The following is a 22,054-nucleotide window of genomic DNA, read 5'->3' on the forward strand; positions in this document are numbered from 1 at the left end:
ATTCAGCGACCCCTTACAGCTTCATCAGGCTGGCGTCGTCGACCGAGGCCGAGTGGCGGGAACGGAACAGCGACACGATGATCGCGAGCCCGACCACGACCTCCGCGGCGGCGACGACCATCGTGAAGAAGGCGATGATCTGGCCGTCGAGATTGCCGTGCATCCGGGAGAAGGCGACGAACGCGAGGTTGCAGGCGTTGAGCATGAGCTCGATGCACATGAACACGACGATCGCGTTGCGCCTGATCAGCACGCCGGTGGCGCCGATCGTGAACAACAGGGCGGCGAGGTAGAGGTAGTTGACCGGGTTCACTTCGACGCCTCCCTCTTGAAGGTGGCCGGTTCGATCTCGGTCCGCTCCAGGCGTTCCTCGGCGCGCTGTTCCAGCGCCTTGAGGTCGTTCATCGCCTCGGTGGACACGTCACGCATCTGGCCGCGGTCGCGCAGGGTCTTGCTGACGGTGAGCTCGGACGGGGTGCCGTCGGGCAGCAGGCCCGCGATGTCCACCGCGTTGTGCCGGGCGTAGACGCCGGGGGCGGGCAGCGGCGGGACGTGCTTGCCCTCGCGCACGCGCTTCTCGGCCAGCTCGCGCTGGGTCAGGGCGCGTTCGGTGCGCTCGCGGTGGGTGAGCACCATGGCGCCGACGGCGGCCGTGATCAGCAGAGCGCCGGTGATCTCGAAGGCGAAGACGTACTTGGTGAAGATGAGGGTCGCAAGGCCCTCGACGTTGCCGCCGGAGTTGGCCTGGGTGAGGCCGTTGAACTGGTGGAGGGAGGCGTTGCCGATGCCGGCGAACAGCAGGACGCCGAAGCCGAGTCCGCACGCCAGGGCCAGCCAGCGCTGACCCTTAATGGTCTCCTTGAGGGAGTCCGCCGCGGTCACGCCGACGAGCATGACGACGAACAGGAACAGCATCATGATCGCGCCGGTGTAGACGACGATCTGGACGACGCCGAGGAAGTAGGCGCCGTTGGCGAGGTAGAACACCGCCAGGATGATCATGGTGCCGGCGAGGCAGAGCGCGCTGTGCACGGCCTTCTTCATGAAGACGGTGCACAGGGCGCCGATCACGGCGACGGTGCCGAGGACCCAGAACTGGAAGGCCTCGCCGGTGGAGGTGGTGGAGGCGGCGAGCTGGAGGGGCGCGCTCATCGGCCGATCACCTTCTCCGACGCCGGTTCGTCCGCACCGAAGGTCGAGTCGGCCTCCTGGACCACCTCGCCCTTGGAGACGGCGACCTGCTGGACCGTGCCGGGCGCGGCCTCGGTGACCAGGCCGCGGTAGTAGTCCTGCTCGTCGGTGCCGGGGTAGATGGCGTGGGGCGAGTCGACCATGCCCTCTTCGAGACCGGCGAGCAGCTGCTCCTTGGTGAAGATGAGGTTGGCGCGGCTGCTGTCGGCCAGCTCGAACTCGTTGGTCATCGTCAGCGCGCGCGTGGGGCAGGCCTCGATGCACAGTCCGCACAGGATGCAGCGGGCGTAGTTGATCTGGTAGACGCGGCCGTAGCGCTCGCCCGGGGAGTAGCGCTCCTCGTCGGTGTTGTCGGCGCCCTCCACGTAGATGGCGTCGGCGGGGCAGGCCCAGGCGCACAGCTCGCAGCCGACGCACTTCTCCAGGCCGTCCGGATGGCGGTTGAGCTGGTGCCGTCCGTGGAACCGCGGAGCGGTGGTCTTCTGCTGCTCCGGGTACTGCTCGGTCAGCCGCTTCTTGAACATGGCCTTGAAGGTCACGCCGAAGCCGGCGACCGGGTTCATGAAACCGGGCTTCAACTGCTCGGTCTCCTTGGGCTCCTCAGCCATCGGACGCCTCCTTTCCCTCCGTAGATCCGCCGTCACTCTGAGTATCGGACCCACCACTGACAATCAGCTCCCGCTCCCGGTGGGGGCGGCGCCTGGGCACCGGCGGCAGCTCCTGTCCGGGCAGCGGCGGCACGGGGAATCCGCCGGCCATCGGGTCGAAGCCGGCCGGTTCCGCGGCGGTTGCGGCGGCCGCCCGGGACTTCTCGCGGAACATGTCGGCGACGAAGGAGAGCAGCAGCAGGACCAGGACCGCGCCGCCGACGTAGAGGGCGATGTCGGCGAAGTCGTAGTTCTCGTTGCGCAGGGTCCGCACGGTCGCGACGAGCATCAGCCAGACCACGGAGACCGGGATGAGGACCTTCCAGCCGAGCTTCATCAGCTGGTCGTAGCGGACGCGGGGGAGCGTGCCGCGCAGCCAGATGAAGAAGAACAGCAGCAGCTGCACCTTGATGACGAACCAGAGCAGCGGCCACCAGCCGTGGTTGGCGCCCTCCCAGAAGGTGCTGATGGGCCAGGGGGCCCGCCAGCCACCGAGGAAGAGCGTGGTCGTCACGGCGGAGACCGTCACCATGTTCACGTACTCGGCGAGCATGAACATCGCGAACTTGATCGACGAGTACTCGGTGTTGAAGCCGCCGACCAGGTCGCCCTCGGACTCCGGCATGTCGAAGGGCGCGCGGTTGGTCTCGCCGACCATCGTGATGACGTAGATGACGAAGGAGACCGGCAGCAGGACGATGTACCAGCGGTCCTGCTGGGCCTCGACGATCGCCGAGGTCGACATCGACCCGGAGTACAGGAACACCGAGGCGAACGCGGCGCCCATGGCGATCTCGTACGAGATCATCTGGGCGCAGGAGCGCAGCCCGCCGAGGAGCGGGTACGTCGATCCGGAGCTCCAGCCGGCGAGGACGATGCCGTAGATGCCGACCGAGGCGACCGCGAGGATGTAGAGCATCGCGATCGGGAGGTCGGTGAGCTGCATCGCGGTGCGGTGGCCGAAGATCGAGATCTCGTTGCCGGACGGGCCGAAGGGGATCACCGCGATCGCCATGAAGGCCGGGATGGCCGCGACGATCGGCGCGAGGACGTAGACGACCTTGTCGGCGCGCTTGACGATGACGTCTTCCTTCAGCATCAGCTTGATGCCGTCGGCGAGCGACTGGAGCATCCCCCAGGGGCCGTGCCGGTTGGGGCCGATGCGCAGCTGCATCCAGGCGACGACCTTGCGCTCCCACACGATGGAGAACAGCACGGTCACCATCAGGAACGCGAAGCAGAAGACGGCCTTGACGACGACGAGCCACCAGGGGTCGGTGCCGAACATCGAGAGGTCTTCCGCGGCGAGGGACGGGCTCATGCCTCCACCTCCTTGGGAGCGTCGGCGGCGAGGCCGGCCGGGCCGATGCGGACGAGGGAACCGGGCACCGCTCCGGCGTCGGAGGCCACTCCCCCGCCGGTCGAGTTCAGCGGGAGCCAGACCACGCGGTCGGGCATCTCGGTGACCTGGAGCGGCAGTTCGACGACTCCGGCGGGTCCGGTCACGGCGAGGAGGTCGCCGTCCTTGACGCCCGCCTCGGCGGCCGTCGCGGCCGACACACGCGCGTGGGCGGCGTGCCGGGTCCCGGCGAGCGCCTCGTCGCCCTGCTGGAGGAGCCCCTGGTCGAGCAGCAGCCGGTGTCCGGCCAGCACGGCCTCCCCGGCGGCCGGCCGCGGCAACTGGACCCCGGTCTCGAAGGGTTCGGTGCCGCGCGGGCCGTCCCAGGGCCCGAGCCGGTCGATCTCCGCGCGCGTGGTGCGCAGATCCGGCAGGCCCAGGTGGACGTCCATGGCGTCGGCCAGCATCTGGAGCACCCGTGCGTCGGTGGGCGCGAGCCGGCGGGTCATCTGGTCGGGCTTGAGGGCGGCGTCGAAGAAGCGCACCCTGCCCTCCCAGTTCAGGAAGGTGCCGGGCTTCTCGGCGACCGCGGCCACCGGCAGGACGACGTCCGCGTGCTCGGTGACCTCGCCGGGCCGCAGTTCCAGCGACACCACGAAGCCGACCTCCTGGAGCGCTTCACGCGCGCGTGCCGGATCGGGCAGGTCCGCGACCTCGACGCCGGCGACGACCAGCGCCTGGAGCTCGCCGGACAGTGCGGCCTCGACGATCTGGCCGGTGTCGCGGCCGTAGCGGTGCGGGAGTTCGGCCACGCCCCAGACGGAGGCGACCTCCTCACGCGCGCGCGGGTCGGTGGCCGGGCGTCCGCCCGGCAGCAGGGACGGCAGCGCGCCCGCCTCGACGGCCCCGCGCTCCCCCGCCCGCCGCGGGATCCACACCAGCTGGGCGCCGGTCGCGGAGGCGGCCCGTACGGCGGCGGTCAGGGCGCCCGGCACGGCGGCGAGGCGTTCGCCGACGACGATCACCGCGCCCTCGGCGCGCAGCGCCTCGGCGGCCCTGCTGCCGTCGTCCGCGAGTCCGACCCCGCCGGCCAGCGCGTCCAGCCACTCGGTCTCGGTACCGGGAGCGGCCGGCAGCAGCGTGCCGCCCGCCTTCTCCAGGCCGCGGGTGGCGTGGGTGGCGAGGGAGAACACCTTCTGGCCGTGCTTGCGCCAGGCCTTGCGCAGCCTCAGGAAGACGCCGGGCGCCTCCTCCTCGGCCTCGAACCCGGCCAGCAGGACCGCGGGGGCCTTCTCCAGTGCGGTGTACGTGACGCCCGTACCGTCGAGGTCACGGCCGCGGCCCGCGATCCGCGCGGCCAGGAAGTCGGCCTCCTCGCTGCTGTGCACGCGCGCGCGGAAGTCGATGTCGTTGGTGTCGAGCGCCACGCGCGCGAACTTGCTGTACGCGTAGGAGTCCTCGACGGTGAGGCGGCCGCCGGTGAGGACGCCGGCCCGGCCGCGGGAGGCGAGCAGGCCCTGGGCGGCGATCTGGAGCGCCTCCGGCCAGGAGGCCGGCACCAGGTCCCCCTCGGGGTTTCGTACCAGGGGGTGCTCCAGCCGGTCACGCTGCTGCGCGTACCGGAAGGCGAAGCGCCCCTTGTCGCAGATCCACTCCTCGTTGACCTCGGGGTCGTTGGCCGCGAGCTTGCGCATGACCTTGCCGCGCCGGTGGTCGGTGCGGGTGGCGCAGCCGCCGGAGCAGTGCTCGCACACGCTCGGGGAGGACACCAGGTCGAAGGGGCGGGAGCGGAACCGGTACGCCGCCGAGGTGAGCGCGCCGACCGGGCAGATCTGGATGGTGTTGCCGGAGAAGTACGACTCGAAGGGGTCGCCCTCGCCGGTGCCGACCTGCTGGAGCGCGCCCCGCTCGATCAGCTCGATCATGGGGTCGCCCGCGACCTGGTTGGAGAAGCGGGTGCAGCGCGCGCACAGCACGCACCGCTCGCGGTCCAGGAGCACCTGGGTGGAGATCGGGACGGGCTTCTCGTAGGTCCGCTTCTTGCCCTCGAACCGGGACTCGGCCTGTCCGTGGGACATGGCCTGGTTCTGCAGGGGGCACTCGCCGCCCTTGTCGCAGACCGGGCAGTCCAGCGGGTGGTTGATGAGGAGGAGCTCCATCACACCGTGCTGGGCCTTCTCGGCGACCGGCGAGGTGAGGTGGGTCTTCACCACCATGCCGTCGGTGCAGGTGATGGTGCAGGAGGCCATCGGCTTGCGCTGGCCCTCGACCTCGACGATGCACTGGCGGCAGGCGCCGGCCGGGTCGAGAAGGGGGTGGTCGCAGAACCGGGGGATCTCGATGCCGAGCTGTTCGGCGGCCCGGATGACCAGGGTGCCCTTGGGCACGCTGATCTCGGCGCCGTCGATCGTCAGCGAGACGAGGTCTTCCGGCGGGACCGCCGCTTCTCCCCCTCCCGAGGGAGCATTGGTGGTCACGGTCATGCGTTCACCTCCGGGCGGTCGGCCCAGGCCGTGGACTTCGCCGGGTCGAACGGACAGCCCCGGCCGGTGATGTGCTGCTCGTACTCCTCGCGGAAGTACTTGAGCGAGGAGAAGATCGGCGAGGCGGCGCCGTCGCCGAGGGCGCAGAACGACTTGCCGTTGATGTTGTCGGCGATGTCGTTCAGCTTGTCGAGGTCGCTCATCGCGCCCTTGCCGGCCTCGATGTCGCGCAGCAACTGCACGAGCCAGTAGGTGCCTTCACGGCACGGGGTGCACTTGCCGCAGGACTCGTGGGCGTAGAACTCGGTCCAGCGGGTGACGGCGCGGACCACGCAGGTCGTCTCGTCGAAGCACTGGAGGGCCTTGGTGCCGAGCATGGATCCGGCGGCGCCGACGCCCTCGTAGTCGAGGGGGACGTCGAGGTGTTCGTCGGTGAACATCGGCGTGGAGGAGCCGCCCGGCGTCCAGAACTTCAGCCGGTGACCGGACCGCATCCCGCCGCTCATCTCGAGGAGCTGGCGCAGCGTGATGCCGAGCGGGGCCTCGTACTGGCCGGGGCTCGCGACGTGGCCGCTGAGCGAGTACAGCGTGAAGCCCGGGGACTTCTCGCTGCCCATCGACCGGAACCATTCTTTGCCCCGCGTCAGAATCGCGGGAACCGACGCAATCGACTCCACGTTGTTCACAACAGTCGGGCAGGCGTAGAGGCCTGCGACCGCAGGGAAGGGGGGACGGAGCCGCGGTTGACCACGGCGGCCTTCGAGCGAGTCGAGCAGTGCGGTCTCCTCACCGCAGATGTACGCGCCCGCGCCCGCGTGCACGGTGATGTCGAGATCGAGGCCGCTGCCCAGGATGTTCTGTCCGAGGTAGCCGGCCGCATAGGCCTCGCTCACGGCCGAGTGCAGCCGCCGCAGCACGGGGACGACTTCACCCCGCAGATAGATGAAGGCATGCGACGACCTGATGGCGTAACACGCGATGATCATGCCCTCGATGAGGCTGTGCGGGTTCGCGAAGAGGAGCGGGATGTCCTTGCAGGTCCCGGGCTCCGATTCGTCGGCGTTGACAACTAGATAGTGCGGCTTTCCGTCTCCCTGGGGAATGAACTGCCACTTCATTCCCGTGGGGAATCCCGCGCCGCCGCGACCGCGCAGACCGGAGTCCTTGACGTACGCGATCAGGTCGTCCGGCGACATCGCGAGCGCCTTGCGGAGCCCCTCGTACCCGTCGTGCCTCTTGTAGACGTCCAGAGTCCAGGACTTGTCCTCGTCCCAGAACGCCGACAGCACGGGTGCGAGCAGCTTCTCGGGGCTGTTGTTCCTGAGTTCGGGTGCCAAGGTCATCACTCCCCCTCCTCGGCGGCGGGCCCGGCCGGGTGGGCCGGGTCGGAGGCCGACGTGTCCTGTGGCGCGTCATGTGAGCTCAAGTGCTCCGACGGGGACGGCTCGTGGACGTCCCTGTCCGCGGGGGCGCCCTCGCGCGGATGGACCACGCGCGCAGGTGCGGTCTCTCCCCTGGCCAGGCGGAGGCCCACCAGCGACGCCGGTCCCGCTCCGCCGGTCGCCTCGACGGCACCGGGCCGCTCGTCGGGGAAGCCCGCGAGGATCCGCGCGGTCTCCTTGAAGGAGCACAGCGGCGCCCCGCGGGTGGGCTCGACGGGCCGCCCCGCGCGCAGGTCGTCGACCATGCGCTTCGCGCTCGCCGGGGTCTGGTTGTCGAAGAACTCCCAGTTGACCATCACCACCGGCGCGAAGTCGCAGGCCGCGTTGCACTCGATGTGCTCCAGGGTGACCTTGCCGTCGTCGGTGGTCTCGCCGTTGCCGACACCCAGGTGCTCCTGGAGCTCCTGGAAGATCGCGTCGCCGCCCATCACCGCGCACAGGGTGTTGGTGCAGACGCCCACCTGGTAGTCGCCGGAGGGCCTGCGCCGGTACATGGTGTAGAAGGTGGCCACCGCGGTGACCTCGGCCGTGGTCAGCCCGAGGACGTCCGCGCAGAACTGCATCCCGGTGCGCGTGACATGGCCCTCCTCCGACTGCACGAGGTGCAGCAGCGGCAGCAGGGCCGAGCGGGAGTCCGGGTAGCGGGCGATGATCTCGCGCGCGTCCGTCTCCAGGCGGGCTCGGACGTCGTCCGGGTAAGCGGGGGCGGGCAGTTCGGGCATGCCCAGGCTGACGCCCCGCTCGGAAGAACTGGTGGTCACCGGTCGACGCCTCCCATCACGGGGTCGATGGACGCGACGGCGACGATGACGTCGGCGACCTGGCCGCCCTCGCACATCGCCGCCATGGCCTGAAGGTTGGTGAAGGACGGGTCCCGGAAGTGGACCCGGAAGGGGCGGGTGCCGCCGTCGGACACGGCGTGCACCCCGAGTTCGCCCTTGGGCGACTCGACGGCCGCGTACGCCTGTCCCGGCGGTACCCGGAAGCCCTCGGTGACCAGCTTGAAGTGGTGGATCAGGGCCTCCATGGAGGTGCCCATGATCTTCTTGATGTGGTCGAGGGAGTTGCCGAGCCCGTCGGGGCCGAGCGCGAGCTGGGCGGGCCAGGCGATCTTCTTGTCGGCGACCATGACCGGTCCCGGCTGGAGCCGGTCCAGGCACTGCTCGACGATCCTGAGCGACTGGCGCATCTCCTCCAGGCGGATCAGGAAGCGGCCGTAGGAGTCGCAGGTGTCGGCGGTCGGGACGTCGAAGTCGAAGGTCTCGTAGCCGCAGTAGGGCTGTGCCTTGCGCAGGTCGTGCGGCAGGCCGGTGGAGCGCAGGATGGGGCCGGTGGCGCCGAGGGCCATGCAGCCGGCGAGGTCCAGGTAGCCGACGTCCTGCATACGGGCCTTGAAGATGGGGTTCCCGGTGGCGAGCTTGTCGTACTCCGGGAGGTTCTTCTTCATCTTCTTCACGAACTCGCGGATGTGGTCCACCGCGCCGGGCGGCAGGTCCTGCGCGAGTCCGCCGGGGCGGATGTACGCGTGGTTCATCCTGAGGCCCGTGATGAGCTCGTAGATGTCGAGAATCATTTCACGATCACGGAATCCGTAGATCATGATCGTGGTGGCGCCGAGTTCCATGCCGCCGGTGGCGATGCACACCAGGTGCGAGGAGAGCCGGTTCAGCTCCATCAGGAGCACCCGGATGAGGGTGGCGCGGTCGGGGATCTGGTCCTCGATGCCGAGGAGCTTCTCGACGGCGAGACAGTAGGCGGTCTCGTTGAAGAAGGACGTCAGGTAGTCCATGCGCGTCACGAACGTGGTGCCCTGCGTCCACGTGCGGAACTCGAGGTTCTTCTCGATGCCGGTGTGGAGGTAGCCGATGCCGCAGCGGGCCTCGGTGACCGTCTCGCCGTCGATCTCCAGGATCAGCCGGAGCACGCCGTGGGTGGAGGGGTGCTGCGGGCCCATGTTGAGGACGATGCGCTCGTCGTCGGCGCGGGCCGCGGCCTGGACGATCTCGTCCCAGTCGCCGCCGGTGACCGTGTAGACGGTGCCCTCGGTGGTCTCACGAGGAGAGGCGTGGGAAGTGCTCACGAGTACGACCTCCGCTGGTCCGGAGCCGGGATCTGGGCGCCCTTGTACTCGACGGGGATGCCGCCGAGGGGGTAGTCCTTGCGCTGCGGGTGGCCCTGCCAGTCGTCCGGCATCATGATCCGCGTCAGGGCCGGGTGACCGTCGAAGACGATCCCGAAGAAGTCGTAGGTCTCGCGCTCGTGCCAGTCGTTGGTCGGATACACGGAGACCAGGGACGGGATGTGCGGGTCCGCGTCCGGGGCGCTGACCTCCAGGCGGATCAGCCGGTTGTGGGTGATCGAGCGCAGGTGGTAGACGGCGTGCAGCTCGCGGCCCTTGTCGTGGAGGTAGTGGACCCCGCTGACGCCGGTGCACAGCTCGAAGCGCAGGGCCGGGTCGTCGCGCAGGGTCTGTGCGACGCGCAGCAGGTGCTCGCGCTCGATGTGGAAGGTGAGCTCGCCACGGTCGACGACCGTCTTCTCGATGGCGTTGTCCGGGAGCAGTCCCTGCTCCTCCAGGGCGCCCTCCAGCTCGTCGGCGACCTCGTCGAACCAGCCGCCGTAGGGGCGGGTGGCCGCCCCGGGGAGCCTGATGGAACGGACCAGGCCGCCGTAGCCGGAGGTGTCGCCGCCGCGGTCGGCGCCGAACATGCCGCGCTGGACGCGGATCTCCTCACCTCCCTCGCCGCGCTGGCCGGGGAGGTTGGAGCCGCTGAGGTCCTTCTCAGGGTTGGCTCCGTTGGTGCCGTTCGCGTCGCTCACCGCAGCAGCCCCTTCATCTCGATCGTGGGCAGGGCCTTGAGCGCCGCTTCCTCCGCCTCACGGGCCGCCTCCTCGGCGTTCACGCCGAGCTTGGAGGTCTGGATCTTCTGGTGGAGCTTGAGAATCGCGTCCATCAGCATCTCGGGCCGTGGCGGGCAGCCGGGCAGGTAGATGTCGACCGGCACGATGTGGTCGACGCCCTGCACGATCGCGTAGTTGTTGAACATGCCGCCCGAGGAGGCGCAGACCCCCATGGAGATGACCCACTTGGGGTTCGGCATCTGGTCGTAGACCTGCCGGAGCACCGGCGCCATCTTCTGGCTGACCCGGCCGGCGACGATCATGAGGTCGGCCTGGCGGGGTGAGCCGCGGAAGACCTCCATGCCGAAGCGGGCCAGGTCGTAGCGTCCGGCTCCCGTGGTCATCATCTCGATGGCACAGCAGGCCAGGCCGAAGGTGGCCGGGAAGACGGACGCCTTGCGCACCCAGCCCGCGGCCTGCTCGACGGTGGTCAGCAGGAAGCCGCTCGGCAGCTTTTCTTCGAGTCCCATGAGTTAAAGGCCCCTCAGTCCCATTCCAGGCCGCCGCGCCGCCATACGTACGCGTACGCGACGAAGACGGTGAGCACGAAGAGCAGCATCTCCACGAGCCCGAAAACACCCAGGGCGTCGAAGGTGACGGCCCAGGGGTAGAGGAAGACGATCTCGATGTCGAAGACGATGAAGAGCATCGCCGTCAGGTAGTACTTGATGGGGAAGCGCCCGCCGCCGGCCGGCGTGGGGGTCGGCTCGATGCCGCACTCGTAGGCCTCGAGCTTGGCCCGGTTGTACCGCTTCGGACCGATCAGCGTGGCCATGACCACGGAGAAGATCGCAAAGCCTGCCCCGAGGGCTCCCAGTACGAGGATGGGCGCATAGGCGTTCACCGCTCCTCGCTCCTCTCAGTCGGCACTGACTGCTGGCGATGGCATCGGACTCACACCCGACTCATACGTCACTCCAACCCCCGCCGTCCCGACGAAGATCGCGAACATGTGAAGCAGGTCACAAGCCCAACTGACCCGCATCCTATGCCCGCCGGTCTGTGATCTGCGACACGGGGTATTGCACAAGCTTTGTGATCTCCACCACCTGACGAAGGATCATGGAGACCGAACGGCGACGATCTTCCTACGAGAAGCGCCCGAGTGATCACCAGAAGTGACATTTTCGCTAGTCGATGCAGGTAAGAGGAGGCGTCTCCATATCAAGAGAGTTCCGCTGCATGCAAATTGGTGCTGGACGAGAGCGCTTGGTAGAGGACCGCGTTCACACATCAGAGGGAGCCGCGAGGACGGATGTGGACGCGTGCACACATTCACGAGCGACGGCCGACTCAGGACGCAGCCGCCGCCGTAACCGTTGCGTGACCTCCGCCACACACGTGAGGGCCCCTCAGGAACGGGGCTTGGCCAACGGCCTCAACCGATGGTAGATGCGGGTCAATTCGGGCGTAACAGCGAAAGCCCATGATCACAGGCTTGATCACGTGCGTCCGCAATGTCCGTTACGGCGTCAATAAAGAGTCGCCCACCATGAATTCGGGCCGCCGATTGAACAACTGTGGCGCAGCCCACGTTTCTTGAAGGTATGGAGGAGCCCCTGATACGAGTTGGTCTCATGTCCCACACCGCTCACATACGCAGCCACCGGAAACCCCGCCGCAGCGCGACGACTTCGATCGCCGTGCGTGCCGGAGTCGCCGGTGGCGTTCTCAGCATGGCAGCGGCGGGCGCGTCGGCTTCGGCGTTCGCCGCCGAGTCGACGACGCAGACCATCGAACTGCCCACCCTCTCGGCCGACCTGGGCAGCCAGGTCGCCGAGTCCGCCGACGCCATGCAGCAGGCGGCCGCGAACTACCAGCTTCAGGCGGAGCGTGACGCTGCCGCCGCGAGCGCCGCCAAGCAGGCCAAGGCCGACCTCGCCGAGGCCAAGAAGAAGGCGGAGGCCAAGAAGAAGGCCGAGGAGGCCCGCAGGGCCGCCGCCGAGGAGGCTGCCTCGCGCAGCTCCGCGCGGGCCACGCTGTCCGCCTCGGCGGGCGCGAGCGTCTCCACGAGCTCGTCCACGGCGACCGGTTCGGCCGCGGCGGTCATCGCCTTCGTGAAGGCGCAGATCGGTGACGCCTACGTCTCCGGCGGCACCGGCCCCAGCTCCTGGGACTGCTCCGGTCTCGTCAAGACCGCCTTCGCGCAGGTGGGCATCGACCTGCCGCGCGTCTCGCAGGACCAGTCGGTGGCCGGCACCCAGGTCTCGCTGAGCAACCTTCAGCCGGGCGACATCCTGTACTGGGGCAGCGCGGGCAGCGCGTACCACGTGGCGGTGTACGTCGGCGACGGCATGTTCGTCGGCGCGCAGAACCCCTCGACCGGCGTCGCCGAGAAGCCGCTGTCGTACGACCCGCCGACCGGCGCGGTGCGGGTGCTCTGACACCGGGACACCTGGAACACCTGGGACATCGAGTCACAGAACAGCACGAACACACGGAAGGGCCGCAGCCGCTCGGGGGCTGCGGCCCTTCCGTTGTCCTGTCCGGGATCAGAGGTCCTGCCGTCGGCCCGTCCGGGGTTGGATGGGTGCGGGCGGCGCATCCCCGCACCGCCCCGACAGGACAGGAGACTTCACCATGCCCAGTGTGTTCGTACAGGGCCGGCCCACCGACGCGTACCCGCGGCTCGCGCCCGAGGCCCGGCGCGGGCGGGTCCGGCGCATCACGGAGGTCGGCGAGGAGATCCTGCACCGGCCGTGCCGGGACGTGACCGAGTTCGGGCCCGACCTGGCCGCGCTGATCGACGACATGTTCCTCACGATGTACATCGCGGACGGGGCCGGACTCGCGGCCAACCAAGTCGACGTCGGCCTGCGGCTGTTCGTGTACGACTGCCCCGACGACGACGGTGTCCGACATGTCGGACACATCGTCAACCCGGTCCTCGATCCGCTCGATCCGGCCGCGCGCAGGCTGGTCGACGACGGCGAGGGGTGCCTGTCCGTGCCGGGTGCCGTGATGGACGTACCGCGTCCGGACCGGGCCGTGGTGCGCGGGTTCGACAAGGACGGCGAGCCGCTCGTGATCGAGGGGACCGGGTACTTCGCGCGCTGCCTCGCGCACGAGACCGACCATGTGAACGGGCACGTGTATGTGGACCGGCTGTCCGGGCGGGACCGCAAGGAGGCGCTGCGGCAGGCGGCGGCCCGGCGGGACGAGGTCTTCGCCCGCCGGGCCGCCAACGTCGAGGCGCTGAAGGGCGCTCAGGGCACCCTGGAGGCCTGAGGGGCACCGTCCCCCGAGGAGCCCGGCTCCCGGGCGGGCGTCACGCCTTCGGCGCCACCTTGCTCAGCCCGTTGATGATCCGGTCCATCGCGTCGCCGCCCGTGGGGTCGGTGAGGTTGGCGAGCATCTTCAGGGTGAACTTCATGAGCACGGGGTGGGTCAGCCCGCGCTGGGCCGCGATCTTCATGACCTTCGGGTTGCCGATGAGCTTCACGAAGGCGCGGCCCAGCGTGTAGTAGCCGCCGTAGGTGTCCTTGAGCACGCGCGGGTAGCGCTGGAGGGCCATCTCGCGCCCCGCGGGCGTGGAGCGGGCGTGGGCCTGCACGATGACGTCGGCAGCGATCTGGCCGGACTCCATGGCGTAGGCGATGCCCTCGCCGTTGAAGGGGTTCACCAGGCCGCCGGCGTCGCCGACGAGCAGCAGGCCGCGCGTGTAGTGGGGCTGCCGGTTGAAGGCCATGGGCAGGGCGGCCCCGCGGATCGGCCCGGTCATGTTCTCCGGGGTGTAGCCCCAGTCCTCCGGCATGGAGGCGCACCAGGCCTTCAGCACCTCGCGCCAGTCGAGCTCCTTGAAGGAGTCGGAGGTGTTCAGCACGCCGAGGCCGACGTTCGAGGTGCCGTCGCCCATGCCGAAGATCCAGCCGTAGCCGGGCAGCAGCCGGTCCTCGCCGGGGCCGCGCCGGTCCCACAGCTCCAGCCAGGACTCCAGGTAGTCGTCCTCGTGGCGGGGGCTCTCGAAGTACGTCCGTACGGCGACGCCCATCGGGCGGTCCTCGCGGCGGTGCAGGCCCATCGCGAGGGAGAGCCGGGTGGAGTTGCCGTCGGCGGCGACCACCAGGGGCGCGTGGAAGGTGACTTCGCGCTTCTCCTCGCCGAGCTTCGCGTGCACGCCGGTGATGCGGCCGGTGCGCTCGTCGGTGATCGGGGCGCCGACGTTGCAGCGCTCGTACAGCCGGGCGCCGGCCTTCTGGGCCTGGCGGGCGAGCTGCTCGTCGAAGTCGTCACGCTTGCGGACCAGCCCGTAGTCGGGGAAGGAGGCCAGATCAGGCCAGTCCAGCTGGAGTCGCACCCCGCCGCCGATGATCCGCAGGCCCTTGTTGCGCAGCCAGCCGGCCTCCTCGGAGACGTCGATGCCCATGGCGACGAGCTGTTTGACGGCACGCGGGGTCAGGCCGTCGCCGCACACCTTCTCGCGCGGGAACTCGGTCTTCTCCAGCAGGAGTACGTCGAGTCCGGCCTTGGCGAGGTGGTACGCGGTGGTGGAGCCGGCCGGCCCCGCGCCGACGACGATGACATCGGCGGTGTTCTCGGACAGGGGCTCGGTCACGGCGGGATCTCCCCAAGTTCGAAATCTGCGTGCCGACCGGCACTGGACATGGGCAGTCTATTCAGCAGAATTGATCACCCGGCTGAAGGGCTGCCCCAGTGAACCGAGCTCTGCCCGTAGTACGGCTGCGCGTCCCCACCGACGAGGACGCCGTCGCCTGGCACCGGGTCTTCGACGACCCGGACGTCATGGAGTTCCACGGCGGGAAGTCCGCGGAGCTGTCCTTCTACGAGGAGCTCACCGCGCGCCAGCGCCGGCACGACGCCGAGCTCGGGTTCTGCCTGTGGACGATGGTCGGCGAGGACGGCCGGGTCATCGGTTTCACGGGCGCCCAGCCGTGGCCGCGGGACTGGGGGCCGACCGGCGAGATCGAGATCGGCTGGCGGCTCGGGCGCGAGTACTGGGGCAACGGGTACGCCACCGTGGCCGCGCGGATGACGCTGGAGCGACTGCGGGCTGCGGGCGTCAAGGACGTGGTCGCGATGGTCAGACCCGGCAACGAACGGTCGATCGCGGTCACCAAGCGCCTCGGCATGGACCTCGCGGAGACTTTTCCGGACCCGCGGGTCCCGGAGGACGCCCTGTGCTTCCGGCTCTCCCTGCGCGACGGTGACACAGCGTAGCCGTCTGCTACAGAACGGAGCGCGACCCTTCCGGCTGTCACGGCGGCAGAGTTACCCTGCCAGTACCACTGGGGGTGACATCTGTGCGCATAACACCCAAAACACCCGAAGTGCGCGTGCCGCGTCTGGTCGGACTCATGGCGGTGGACGCGCGGGAGACGGCCCAGGCGCAGGGCCTGTTCATCAACGCGCCGGACCGCAAGGACTTCCACCTGGCCGTGGTCGACTACGTCGTACGCCAGTACCCGCAGCCCGGTGCCGAGGTGCCGCGGGAGTCCCTGGTGTACGTCTGGTTCGACCACGGTCCCGGTGAGGGCGGCGGAGGCATCCGCGAGCCCCGCGTCCCGAGGCCCCCGAGCGGCGGCCTCCAGCGCGAACTGGACGAGCCGGGCGACCCCTACGTGGTCCGGTGCGTGACGGGACTCTGACACCGGAGGACACCGGAGGACACCGGAGGACACCGCGCACCGCGCCGGAAGGTCACCCACGCAGTGGCTCAGTGCGCCTTGACGCCCCGGTGCAGCGCCACGATCCCGCCCGTGAGGTTGCGCCACGCCACCTTGGACCAGCCGGCCTTCTGGAGACGCTCCGCCAGGGCAGGCTGGTCGGGCCAGGCGCGGATGGACTCGGCGAGGTAGACGTACGCGTCGGGGTTGGAGGAGACCGCGCGGGCGACCGGCGGCAGGGCGCGCATCAGGTACTCGGTGTACACCGTGCGGAAGGGCGCCCAGGTGGGGTGCGAGAACTCGCAGATCACGACCCGGCCGCCGGGCCTGGTCACCCGGAACATCTCGCGCAGCGCCGCGTCGGTGTCCTGGACGTTGCGCAGCCCGAAGGAGATGGTGACGGCGTCGAAGGTGTCGTCCTTGAAGGGCAGCTTCGTCGCGTCGCCCGCCGTGAGCGGCAGCCACGGGTGGTTCTTCTTGCCGACCCTGAGCATGCCGAGGGAGAAGTCGCAGGGGACGACGTAGGCGCCCGTCCGCGCGAAGGGCAGCGAGGACGTGGCCGTGCCCGCCGCCAGGTCCAGGACCTTCTGCGCGGGGCGGGCGTCGACGGCCTTGGCCACCTCCTTGCGCCACGCCCGGTCCTGGCCGAGCGAGAGCACGTCGTTGGTCAGGTCGTACCGTTCCGCCACGTCGTCGAACATCGAGGCGACTTCGTGCGGCTGCTTGTTCAGGGAGGCGCGGGTCACGGCCCCATTCTTGCAGGCCGCCCTCCCGGAAGGAGCTGCGGCTTCTTCTTCCCGGCCACGTCCTCCACCCATCCGCACAGCAGGACGAACACCGCGATCAGCACCCACCCCACGCCGAACAGGAACCACTGGCTCTCCAGCGGCAGCCACTTCTCGAAGGCGGGCACGTCCCAGAACAGGTCGATCAGCGGCACGGCGAGGATGAGCGCGATCTCGTGCCACAGGTAGATCGTCACCGCGCGGGAGTTGAAGACGGTGACGAGCCGGTCGGTCCGCCGGAAGCGGATGAGCCACGCGAAGTCGATCCCGAAGCAAGAGGTGGCCCACATCAGCAGTGTCACGTACCCGGCGGACCAGAAGGCCTGGGCGAGCGGGATGTCGTCGAGGTCGTACGACCCGGTGGCGGCCTGGTGGGTGAGGGCGTACCAGCCGCCGAAGCCGATCGCGGCGAGCGAGAGCACGACGACGGCGAAGGGCTTCAGCCGCTCCAGGACCCCGTCGCGGTGGGCGAAGCCGAGGATCCAGCAGAACAGGAAGGTCGCGAGGTCGGTCAGCGCGCTGCCGAGACGGTTGTCCGGCGGCTCCCACAGGAACTGGAGGACCACGACCGGAGCCAGGGACAGCAGCAGGACCGGCACCGGGGCGAGCCGGAACACCCGGAGCAGCAGCGGGGAGAGCAGCACGAACCAGAGATAGGTCCTGAGGTACCAGAGGATCTCCCAGGCCTGCTCGCCCCAGGCGTTGCCGGGCGGATCGCCGAGCGGCACGATCCAGAAGACGATCTGCCGGCCCGGCATCCAGCCGTGGACCAGCATCGCGAGGACCACGAAGACGCCCCAGAACCAGAACGGCGGCAGCAGTCGCCGCATCCGGCTCCTGACGACCTCGAACGCCGGTCTCTCCAGCGACCTGGCCATCAGGGTGCCGGCCAGGCCGAACATGATCCCCATGGACGGGAAGACCATGCCCGCCCAGGCCCACCCGAAGGTGTGATAGCCGACGACCCGGATCAGGGCGGCGGCCCGCAGGGTGTCGAAGTAGCGGTCCCGGCCGGGGGGCCGAGGCGGAGGCTTCTCCTCCTCCGCCTCGGCGTCAACGGGGGCTTCCCGGGGATACGGCTGCTGCGCCCACCCCGAGTACCCGTACTCGGGGTCGTATCCCGGCGAGGGCCAGGACTGCTCGTGGGCCTGCTGCTCCCAGCTCATCGGCCCACCCCCGCCGGTGTCCCGACCTCACCCGTGCGCTTCAGCTTCTGCCACCTGAGCCGGCCGCCGGTGAGGGCGGTGACGCAGGAGTGGATCAGGACGAGGTACATCATCTGCCGGTAGGCCAGCTGCTGGAGCGGCATCATCAGCAGGTACCGGTACTTCTCCCGGTCGAGCCGGAAGGCGTACGCGGCGCACACCAGCTGGATCCCCAGCACCGCCAGCCACGCGTACAGGGCCGCCCGGAAGTCGACGAAGATCATCGAGTAGGCGGTGAACACGTCGATCAGCGGGGCGAAGACCGGCGTGACGATCTGGAAGATCACCACCAGCGGCATCCCGACCCGGCCGAAGCGGCCCGAGGGCCCCCGGTCGGTGAGGGACTTCCGGTGCTTCCACAGCGCCTGCATGGTGCCGTACGACCACCGGTAGCGCTGCGACCACAACTGCTTCAGGGAGCCCGGTGCCTCGGTCCACGCGCGCGCGTGCTCCTGGTAGACGACCCGCCAACCGGCGCGGTGCATCGCGATGGTGATGTCGGTGTCCTCGGCGAGGGTGTCCTCGCTCATCCCGCCGACCTGGAGCACGGCGTCCCTGCGGAAGGCGCCGATCGCGCCCGGAATGGTGGGCATGCAGCGCAGCAGGTCGTACATGCGGCGGTCCAGGTTGAAGCCCATCACGTACTCGATGTGCTGCCAGGCCCCGATGACCGTGTTCCGGTTGCCGACCTTGGCGTTGCCGGCGACCGCGCCGACCTCCTCGTCGGCGAAGGGCTGCACCAGCTGCCGTACGGTGTCCGGCTCGAAGACGGTGTCGCCGTCCATCATCACGACGATGTCGTGACGGGCGCTGCGGACCCCGTTGTTGAGGGCGGCCGGCTTGCCCGCGTTCTCCTGGCGGATGACTCGCACGTTGGTCATGCCCAGTCGCCGGGCGGCCTCGCGGGCGATCTCGGAGGTGCCGTCCGTCGAGCCGTCGTCGACCACGATGATCTCGATCGGATGGCTGCTCCTCGCCAGCGACTTCAGGGTGTTGGCGATGCACTCCTTCTCGTTGTACGCCGGGACGATCACGCTCACGGGGCGGGTGACCACGGGCCCCCAGCAGAAACGGCGTCTGTTGCGCTGTCCGTAGTGGCGGCGGGCGAGGACCAGCATCATCCCGAACCGGCCCAGGACGGCCACGCCGACGATCACCAGCCCGACCGAGAGCGTGGGCACCGCGTACTCGGCGACGGCGACCGCGGCGACGAGCGCCTTGCCCTCGTAGAGGGTGGTGCCGGTGGCCTCGCGGTGGGCGGCCTGGAGGCGGTCGGCGGCGTTCTGGTCGGCGGCGTTCTGCCCGCCGGTCCGGTCCGCGGCCGGGATCCGCGCGTCCGCGTTCTGCGCCTCGACGACTCCGCTGACGGTGGTGAAGGTGTACCCCTTCGCCCGCATCTTCTCGATGTACCTCGGCAGTGCCTCGATCGTCTGCTCGCGGTCGCCACCGGCGTCGTGCATCAGCACGGCGGCGCCCGAGGTCCCGGACGGCGTGGCCCACTGGACGATCTTCGAGACGCCCGGCTTCTTCCAGTCGTCGCTGTCGGTGTCGACGAAGACGCTGGTGTAGCCCTCCTCGCCGAGCGTCTTGTAGACGGGCCAGCTGTAGTTGTCGATCGCGTCCGTCTCCGAGGAGTACGGCGCCCGGAACAGCGTGGTGGTGATGCCGGCCGCACCCGCGAGGGCGAGCTGGGTCTGGGTCATCTCGCGCCGGACCCGGGCGTCGCTCTGGTAGGAGAGGTCGACGTGGGTGAAGGTGTGGATGCCGACCTCATTGCCCTGGTCGACCATGTCCTTCACGATCTCCGGGTAGCGCGAGACCATCGAGCCGACGACGAAGAACGTGGCCGGGACGTCGTACTTCTCCAGGATCTTCAGGACCTGGGGCGTGTACGTCGGGTTCGGGCCGTCGTCGAAGGTGAGGGCGATCGTCTTCGCCGGGACGGAGGTGGTGGTGGCCCGGCCGCCCCGGAAGCTGAGGATCGGCCCGCCGTCGAGGATCTTCTCGGGGACCTTGCTGGAGCTCGCGCCGTCGCGGACCCGCTCGTCGCCGCCGACCTCGGCGCGCAGATAGCCGTCGAGGAGCATCACGCTGGTCAGGCCGAGCAGGAGCAGCAGGGCGAGGATGACCCGCGGTTTCTGCAACGCCGCGGCCCTGCCCGCCGCCCGCTCCATGCGGGTGGGGGCGCGCCGGCGGCCGCGGGAGGGCGTCGTCGTGGTCATGTGGTGGGCCGTTCAGGTCAGTCGGAGGCCGCGGAGGCGGTCGGGGCGGCGGTCGGTGGGGTGCCCGTGGGCAGCGCAGGCGGGCTGCCGATGCCGCCCTGCGGCTGGAGACCGCCGGGACCGGAGCCGGCGCCGGCGCCCGGTCCGCCGCCCCCGAAGGGCAGCAGCGAGGTGCTGGAGACGCCGATGCCCAGGAAGGCGAGGCCGAGCACCACGGCGTAGCCGAGGCACAGGACGCCGAGGAGAACTCCGATCCGGCGCAGCAGTCGGGAGCGGCGTCCGGAGTTGTCGACGAACACGGGCCCCTCGGCGGGCTCGTCACCGCCGCGTTCACGGCGGCGACCGCGCGGGGCCGCACTCTTTTCGGTGGCTGGCTCGAAATGCATTCCGCAGAGATTAAAGAGCCCTTATGTGTTCACATGTGGCGTGCTTGTGCGACGCATACGAGAAATGCCTTGCCCTGTCTGTTCCCTGAGAGGTTTCCCGATTCGCCCTTTACCAGCCCGCTTGTCTGTGCGGCGGCTGTTCGCAGAATGTGGTCGTGGACCCAGGTGGGTGTGAGACATTCGCTGCTCCCGAGACGGAGAACGAGAGCGGGTGCATGAACCATGCGGGGATTCCTGAGGCCGGCCGCCGGGCTCACCTGCCTGTTCGTCCTGGCCGGCACGGGGTGTTCCGCGCAGGCCGGCCGGGCGGCGGAGGGCGCGCCGGCGGCACCCCGGGAGACCGCGTCGCAGACCCCGTCGGCCGCCACCGCCTATGCGCCCTACGTCAGCGCGACCGAGGCCTCCGGCAACGACTCCGCGGGGTCGCCGTCCGTCTACAACCTCGCGTTCGTGATCGCCGACGGAAGTGACTGCACGCCGTCCTGGAACGGTACGAACGCCGTCGGCGACTCCTCGGTGACGTCCCGGATCAGTGCACTGAAGGAGGACGGTGCCGAGGTGCGGGTGTCCTTCGGCGGGGCGTCCGGGCAGGAGCTGGCCGAAACCTGCTCCAGCGCGGAGAAGTTGGCGGCGGCGTACAGCACCGCCCTGGACGCCGCCGACTCCTCCCGCGCCGACTTCGACATCGAGGGGGACGCGTTGACGGACTCCGACTCGGTGGACCTGCGGTCGGAGGCGATCGCGCTGCTCCAGAAGGAACGGACCGATGTCGCCGTCTCGTTCACGCTGCCGGTCATGCCGTCCGGGCTCGACGCCGACAGCGTGGCCCTGTTGGAGTCCGCGAACAACCACTCGGTTCAGGTCTCCACGGTCAACATCATGACGATGAGCTACGGGGAGTCCTACGACGGGGACATGGGGCAATACGCGATCACTTCGGCGAAGGCGGCGCAAAAGCAGTTGAAGTCGGTGTTCGGCACGGACGACTCCACTGCGTGGCGGGCCTTGGCGCTCACTTCGATGATCGGCACGAATGATGTGGCCGGGGAGACGTTCACGTTGTCGGACGCGGCGCAGGTAAGGGAGTTCGCCGAGTCGAAGGGGGTGGCGTGGGTGTCGATGTGGGCTACGTTTCGGGATCAGCAGTGCGAGGAGGGGGGTGACGCGTTGACGAATTGCAGTGGGGTTTCTCAGTCGGCGGGGGCGTTCGGGGAGGCGCTGGCCGGTTGAGTTTTGGGTGCGGGTCCGTTGTGGCTTGTCGCGCAGTTCCCCGCGCCCCTAAAGGACGTCACCTGCGCCTGTGCAGCAAGCGGCCCCTGATGACCGTGGCCACGCATTCCGTTGCATCGAAGACCGCGAACGTCGCGTCCGCGCCGGGCCGCAACGGCATCGGTGTTACCCCGTGCTCGATCGTCAGGCCCGACCTGTGCACCGCGTCGATCACCGCAGGGCGCTGCAAGGGACCCCTGACCGCCACCGTGCCCCGGGCCAGCAGCCGTTGCACCCCCCGCCTCGCGCTCGCGCCCCATCTCGCCTCGGTCATGTCGAGGGCCGACAGCGCCTCGCCCGTGAGGGGTTCGCTGCCCAAGTCCTCGCGGGGGTCCGGGTGGTAGGACCGCTCCAGGAGTTCCGGGCCGTCCGGGTTCAACAGACCCGGGGTGATGACTCCCGGCCAGCGGCGGACCCTTGCCGTGGGATGGGCGGCGATCAACTCCTCGTAAGCCCCCACGGCAGCGATCTCGCGGCCCTCGACCAGGACCGCCCCGCCGGGCAAGGAGGGTCCCCCGTCCCCGCGGAGCAGCTCGTCGGCGGTGTGGATCGTCAGCAAC

General features: G+C 69.5%; 22 protein-coding genes. 5 read left to right on the forward strand and 17 right to left on the reverse strand.

Annotation, left to right across the window (positions count from 1 at the left end; translation table 11 throughout):
- Positions 1 to 13 precede the first annotated feature (13 nt).
- The 11 genes from nuoK to H295_RS0113885 are packed head-to-tail and all read right to left on the reverse strand — an operon-like array spanning position 14 to position 10,847.
- Positions 14 to 313 carry an NADH-quinone oxidoreductase subunit NuoK gene (gene nuoK / locus H295_RS0113835; RefSeq protein WP_003974374.1) on the reverse strand — a complete coding sequence of 100 codons (300 nt, stop codon included), beginning with the start codon at positions 311 to 313 and terminating at the stop codon, positions 14 to 16.
- Positions 310 to 1,152 (reverse strand): NADH-quinone oxidoreductase subunit J, encoded by an 843-nt coding sequence (locus H295_RS0113840; RefSeq protein ID WP_020135933.1) that lies wholly within the window; start codon positions 1,150 to 1,152, stop codon positions 310 to 312. The genes nuoK and H295_RS0113840 overlap by 4 nt, the downstream gene beginning before the upstream one ends.
- The gene (gene nuoI, locus H295_RS0113845) at positions 1,149 to 1,799 is read right to left on the reverse strand and encodes an NADH-quinone oxidoreductase subunit NuoI (protein ID WP_020135934.1); all 651 of its coding nucleotides are present in this window, start codon (positions 1,797 to 1,799) and stop codon (positions 1,149 to 1,151) included. The genes H295_RS0113840 and nuoI overlap by 4 nt, the downstream gene beginning before the upstream one ends.
- Positions 1,792 to 3,159, reverse strand: coding sequence for an NADH-quinone oxidoreductase subunit NuoH (gene nuoH, locus H295_RS0113850; protein WP_020135935.1), 1,368 nt, complete (start codon positions 3,157 to 3,159; stop codon positions 1,792 to 1,794). Before nuoH ends, nuoI begins: the two co-directional genes overlap by 8 nt.
- Positions 3,156 to 5,660 carry an NADH-quinone oxidoreductase subunit G gene (locus H295_RS0113855; RefSeq protein ID WP_020135936.1) on the reverse strand — a complete coding sequence of 835 codons (2,505 nt, stop codon included), beginning with the start codon at positions 5,658 to 5,660 and terminating at the stop codon, positions 3,156 to 3,158. Before H295_RS0113855 ends, nuoH begins: the two co-directional genes overlap by 4 nt.
- Complete coding sequence (nuoF, locus tag H295_RS0113860) at positions 5,657 to 7,006, reverse strand: NADH-quinone oxidoreductase subunit NuoF (RefSeq protein WP_199788583.1); 1,350 nt, start codon at positions 7,004 to 7,006, stop codon at positions 5,657 to 5,659. The genes H295_RS0113855 and nuoF overlap by 4 nt, the downstream gene beginning before the upstream one ends.
- Complete coding sequence (nuoE, locus tag H295_RS0113865; protein ID WP_020135938.1) at positions 7,003 to 7,863, reverse strand: NADH-quinone oxidoreductase subunit NuoE; 861 nt, start codon at positions 7,861 to 7,863, stop codon at positions 7,003 to 7,005. The genes nuoF and nuoE overlap by 4 nt, the downstream gene beginning before the upstream one ends.
- A complete protein-coding gene (locus tag H295_RS0113870; protein ID WP_020135939.1) occupies positions 7,860 to 9,182 on the reverse strand; it encodes an NADH-quinone oxidoreductase subunit D in 1,323 nt (440 codons plus the stop codon). The genes nuoE and H295_RS0113870 overlap by 4 nt, the downstream gene beginning before the upstream one ends.
- Positions 9,179 to 9,922 (reverse strand): NADH-quinone oxidoreductase subunit C, encoded by a 744-nt coding sequence (locus H295_RS0113875; protein WP_020135940.1) that lies wholly within the window; start codon positions 9,920 to 9,922, stop codon positions 9,179 to 9,181. Before H295_RS0113875 ends, H295_RS0113870 begins: the two co-directional genes overlap by 4 nt.
- Positions 9,919 to 10,473 (reverse strand): NuoB/complex I 20 kDa subunit family protein, encoded by a 555-nt coding sequence (locus H295_RS0113880; RefSeq protein WP_003998928.1) that lies wholly within the window; start codon positions 10,471 to 10,473, stop codon positions 9,919 to 9,921. The genes H295_RS0113875 and H295_RS0113880 overlap by 4 nt, the downstream gene beginning before the upstream one ends.
- A gap of 14 nt (positions 10,474 to 10,487) precedes the next feature.
- On the reverse strand, positions 10,488 to 10,847 hold the full coding sequence (locus tag H295_RS0113885; protein ID WP_007383963.1) for an NADH-quinone oxidoreductase subunit A: 360 nt from the start codon (positions 10,845 to 10,847) through the stop codon (positions 10,488 to 10,490).
- A gap of 733 nt (positions 10,848 to 11,580) precedes the next feature.
- Here H295_RS0113885 and H295_RS0113890 point away from each other — a divergent pair.
- Positions 11,581 to 12,387 carry a C40 family peptidase gene (locus H295_RS0113890; RefSeq protein ID WP_020135941.1) on the forward strand — a complete coding sequence of 269 codons (807 nt, stop codon included), beginning with the start codon at positions 11,581 to 11,583 and terminating at the stop codon, positions 12,385 to 12,387.
- A 196-nt stretch (positions 12,388 to 12,583) separates the two neighbouring features.
- Positions 12,584 to 13,231, forward strand: coding sequence for a peptide deformylase (gene def / locus H295_RS0113895; protein ID WP_020135942.1), 648 nt, complete (start codon positions 12,584 to 12,586; stop codon positions 13,229 to 13,231).
- A 40-nt stretch (positions 13,232 to 13,271) separates the two neighbouring features.
- Here def and H295_RS0113900 read toward each other — a convergent pair whose 3' ends face one another.
- Entirely contained in the window at positions 13,272 to 14,558 is a 1,287-nt protein-coding gene (locus H295_RS0113900; protein WP_020135943.1) for a geranylgeranyl reductase family protein, read from the reverse strand.
- 98 nt (positions 14,559 to 14,656) lie between these two features.
- On the opposite strand from H295_RS0113900, the gene H295_RS0113905 reads away from it, so the two are divergent.
- Positions 14,657 to 15,181 (forward strand): GNAT family N-acetyltransferase, encoded by a 525-nt coding sequence (locus H295_RS0113905; RefSeq protein ID WP_020135944.1) that lies wholly within the window; start codon positions 14,657 to 14,659, stop codon positions 15,179 to 15,181.
- Positions 15,182 to 15,291: 110 nt separating this feature from the next.
- Positions 15,292 to 15,609: a PASTA domain-containing protein gene (locus tag H295_RS0113910; RefSeq protein ID WP_078616643.1), complete on the forward strand. Its 318-nt coding sequence runs from the start codon at positions 15,292 to 15,294 to the stop codon at positions 15,607 to 15,609.
- Positions 15,610 to 15,677: 68 nt separating this feature from the next.
- Here H295_RS0113910 and H295_RS0113915 read toward each other — a convergent pair whose 3' ends face one another.
- The 4 genes from H295_RS0113915 to H295_RS0113930 are packed head-to-tail and all read right to left on the reverse strand — an operon-like array spanning position 15,678 to position 20,225.
- Complete coding sequence (locus tag H295_RS0113915) at positions 15,678 to 16,373, reverse strand: demethylmenaquinone methyltransferase (protein ID WP_020135946.1); 696 nt, start codon at positions 16,371 to 16,373, stop codon at positions 15,678 to 15,680.
- Entirely contained in the window at positions 16,370 to 17,578 is a 1,209-nt protein-coding gene (locus H295_RS0113920; RefSeq protein WP_020135947.1) for an acyltransferase family protein, read from the reverse strand. Before H295_RS0113920 ends, H295_RS0113915 begins: the two co-directional genes overlap by 4 nt.
- Positions 17,575 to 19,839, reverse strand: coding sequence for a bifunctional polysaccharide deacetylase/glycosyltransferase family 2 protein (locus H295_RS0113925; RefSeq protein ID WP_020135948.1), 2,265 nt, complete (start codon positions 19,837 to 19,839; stop codon positions 17,575 to 17,577). The genes H295_RS0113920 and H295_RS0113925 overlap by 4 nt, the downstream gene beginning before the upstream one ends.
- A 17-nt stretch (positions 19,840 to 19,856) precedes the next feature.
- Complete coding sequence (locus H295_RS0113930) at positions 19,857 to 20,225, reverse strand: hypothetical protein (RefSeq protein ID WP_078616644.1); 369 nt, start codon at positions 20,223 to 20,225, stop codon at positions 19,857 to 19,859.
- A 222-nt stretch (positions 20,226 to 20,447) separates the two neighbouring features.
- Here H295_RS0113930 and H295_RS0113935 point away from each other — a divergent pair, with 222 nt between their 5' ends.
- A complete protein-coding gene (locus H295_RS0113935) occupies positions 20,448 to 21,455 on the forward strand; it encodes a chitinase (RefSeq protein ID WP_020135950.1) in 1,008 nt (335 codons plus the stop codon).
- 58 nt (positions 21,456 to 21,513) lie between these two features.
- Here the strand turns inward: H295_RS0113935 and H295_RS0113940 are convergent, their stop codons facing one another.
- A complete protein-coding gene (locus tag H295_RS0113940; RefSeq protein WP_020135951.1) occupies positions 21,514 to 22,053 on the reverse strand; it encodes an imidazolonepropionase-like domain-containing protein in 540 nt (179 codons plus the stop codon).
- Position 22,054: the final 1 nt, after the last annotated feature.

Origin of the sequence: Streptomyces sp. 351MFTsu5.1 (assembly GCF_000383655.1) — a bacterium.
Taxonomy (GTDB): domain Bacteria; phylum Actinomycetota; class Actinomycetes; order Streptomycetales; family Streptomycetaceae; genus Streptomyces; species Streptomyces griseorubiginosus.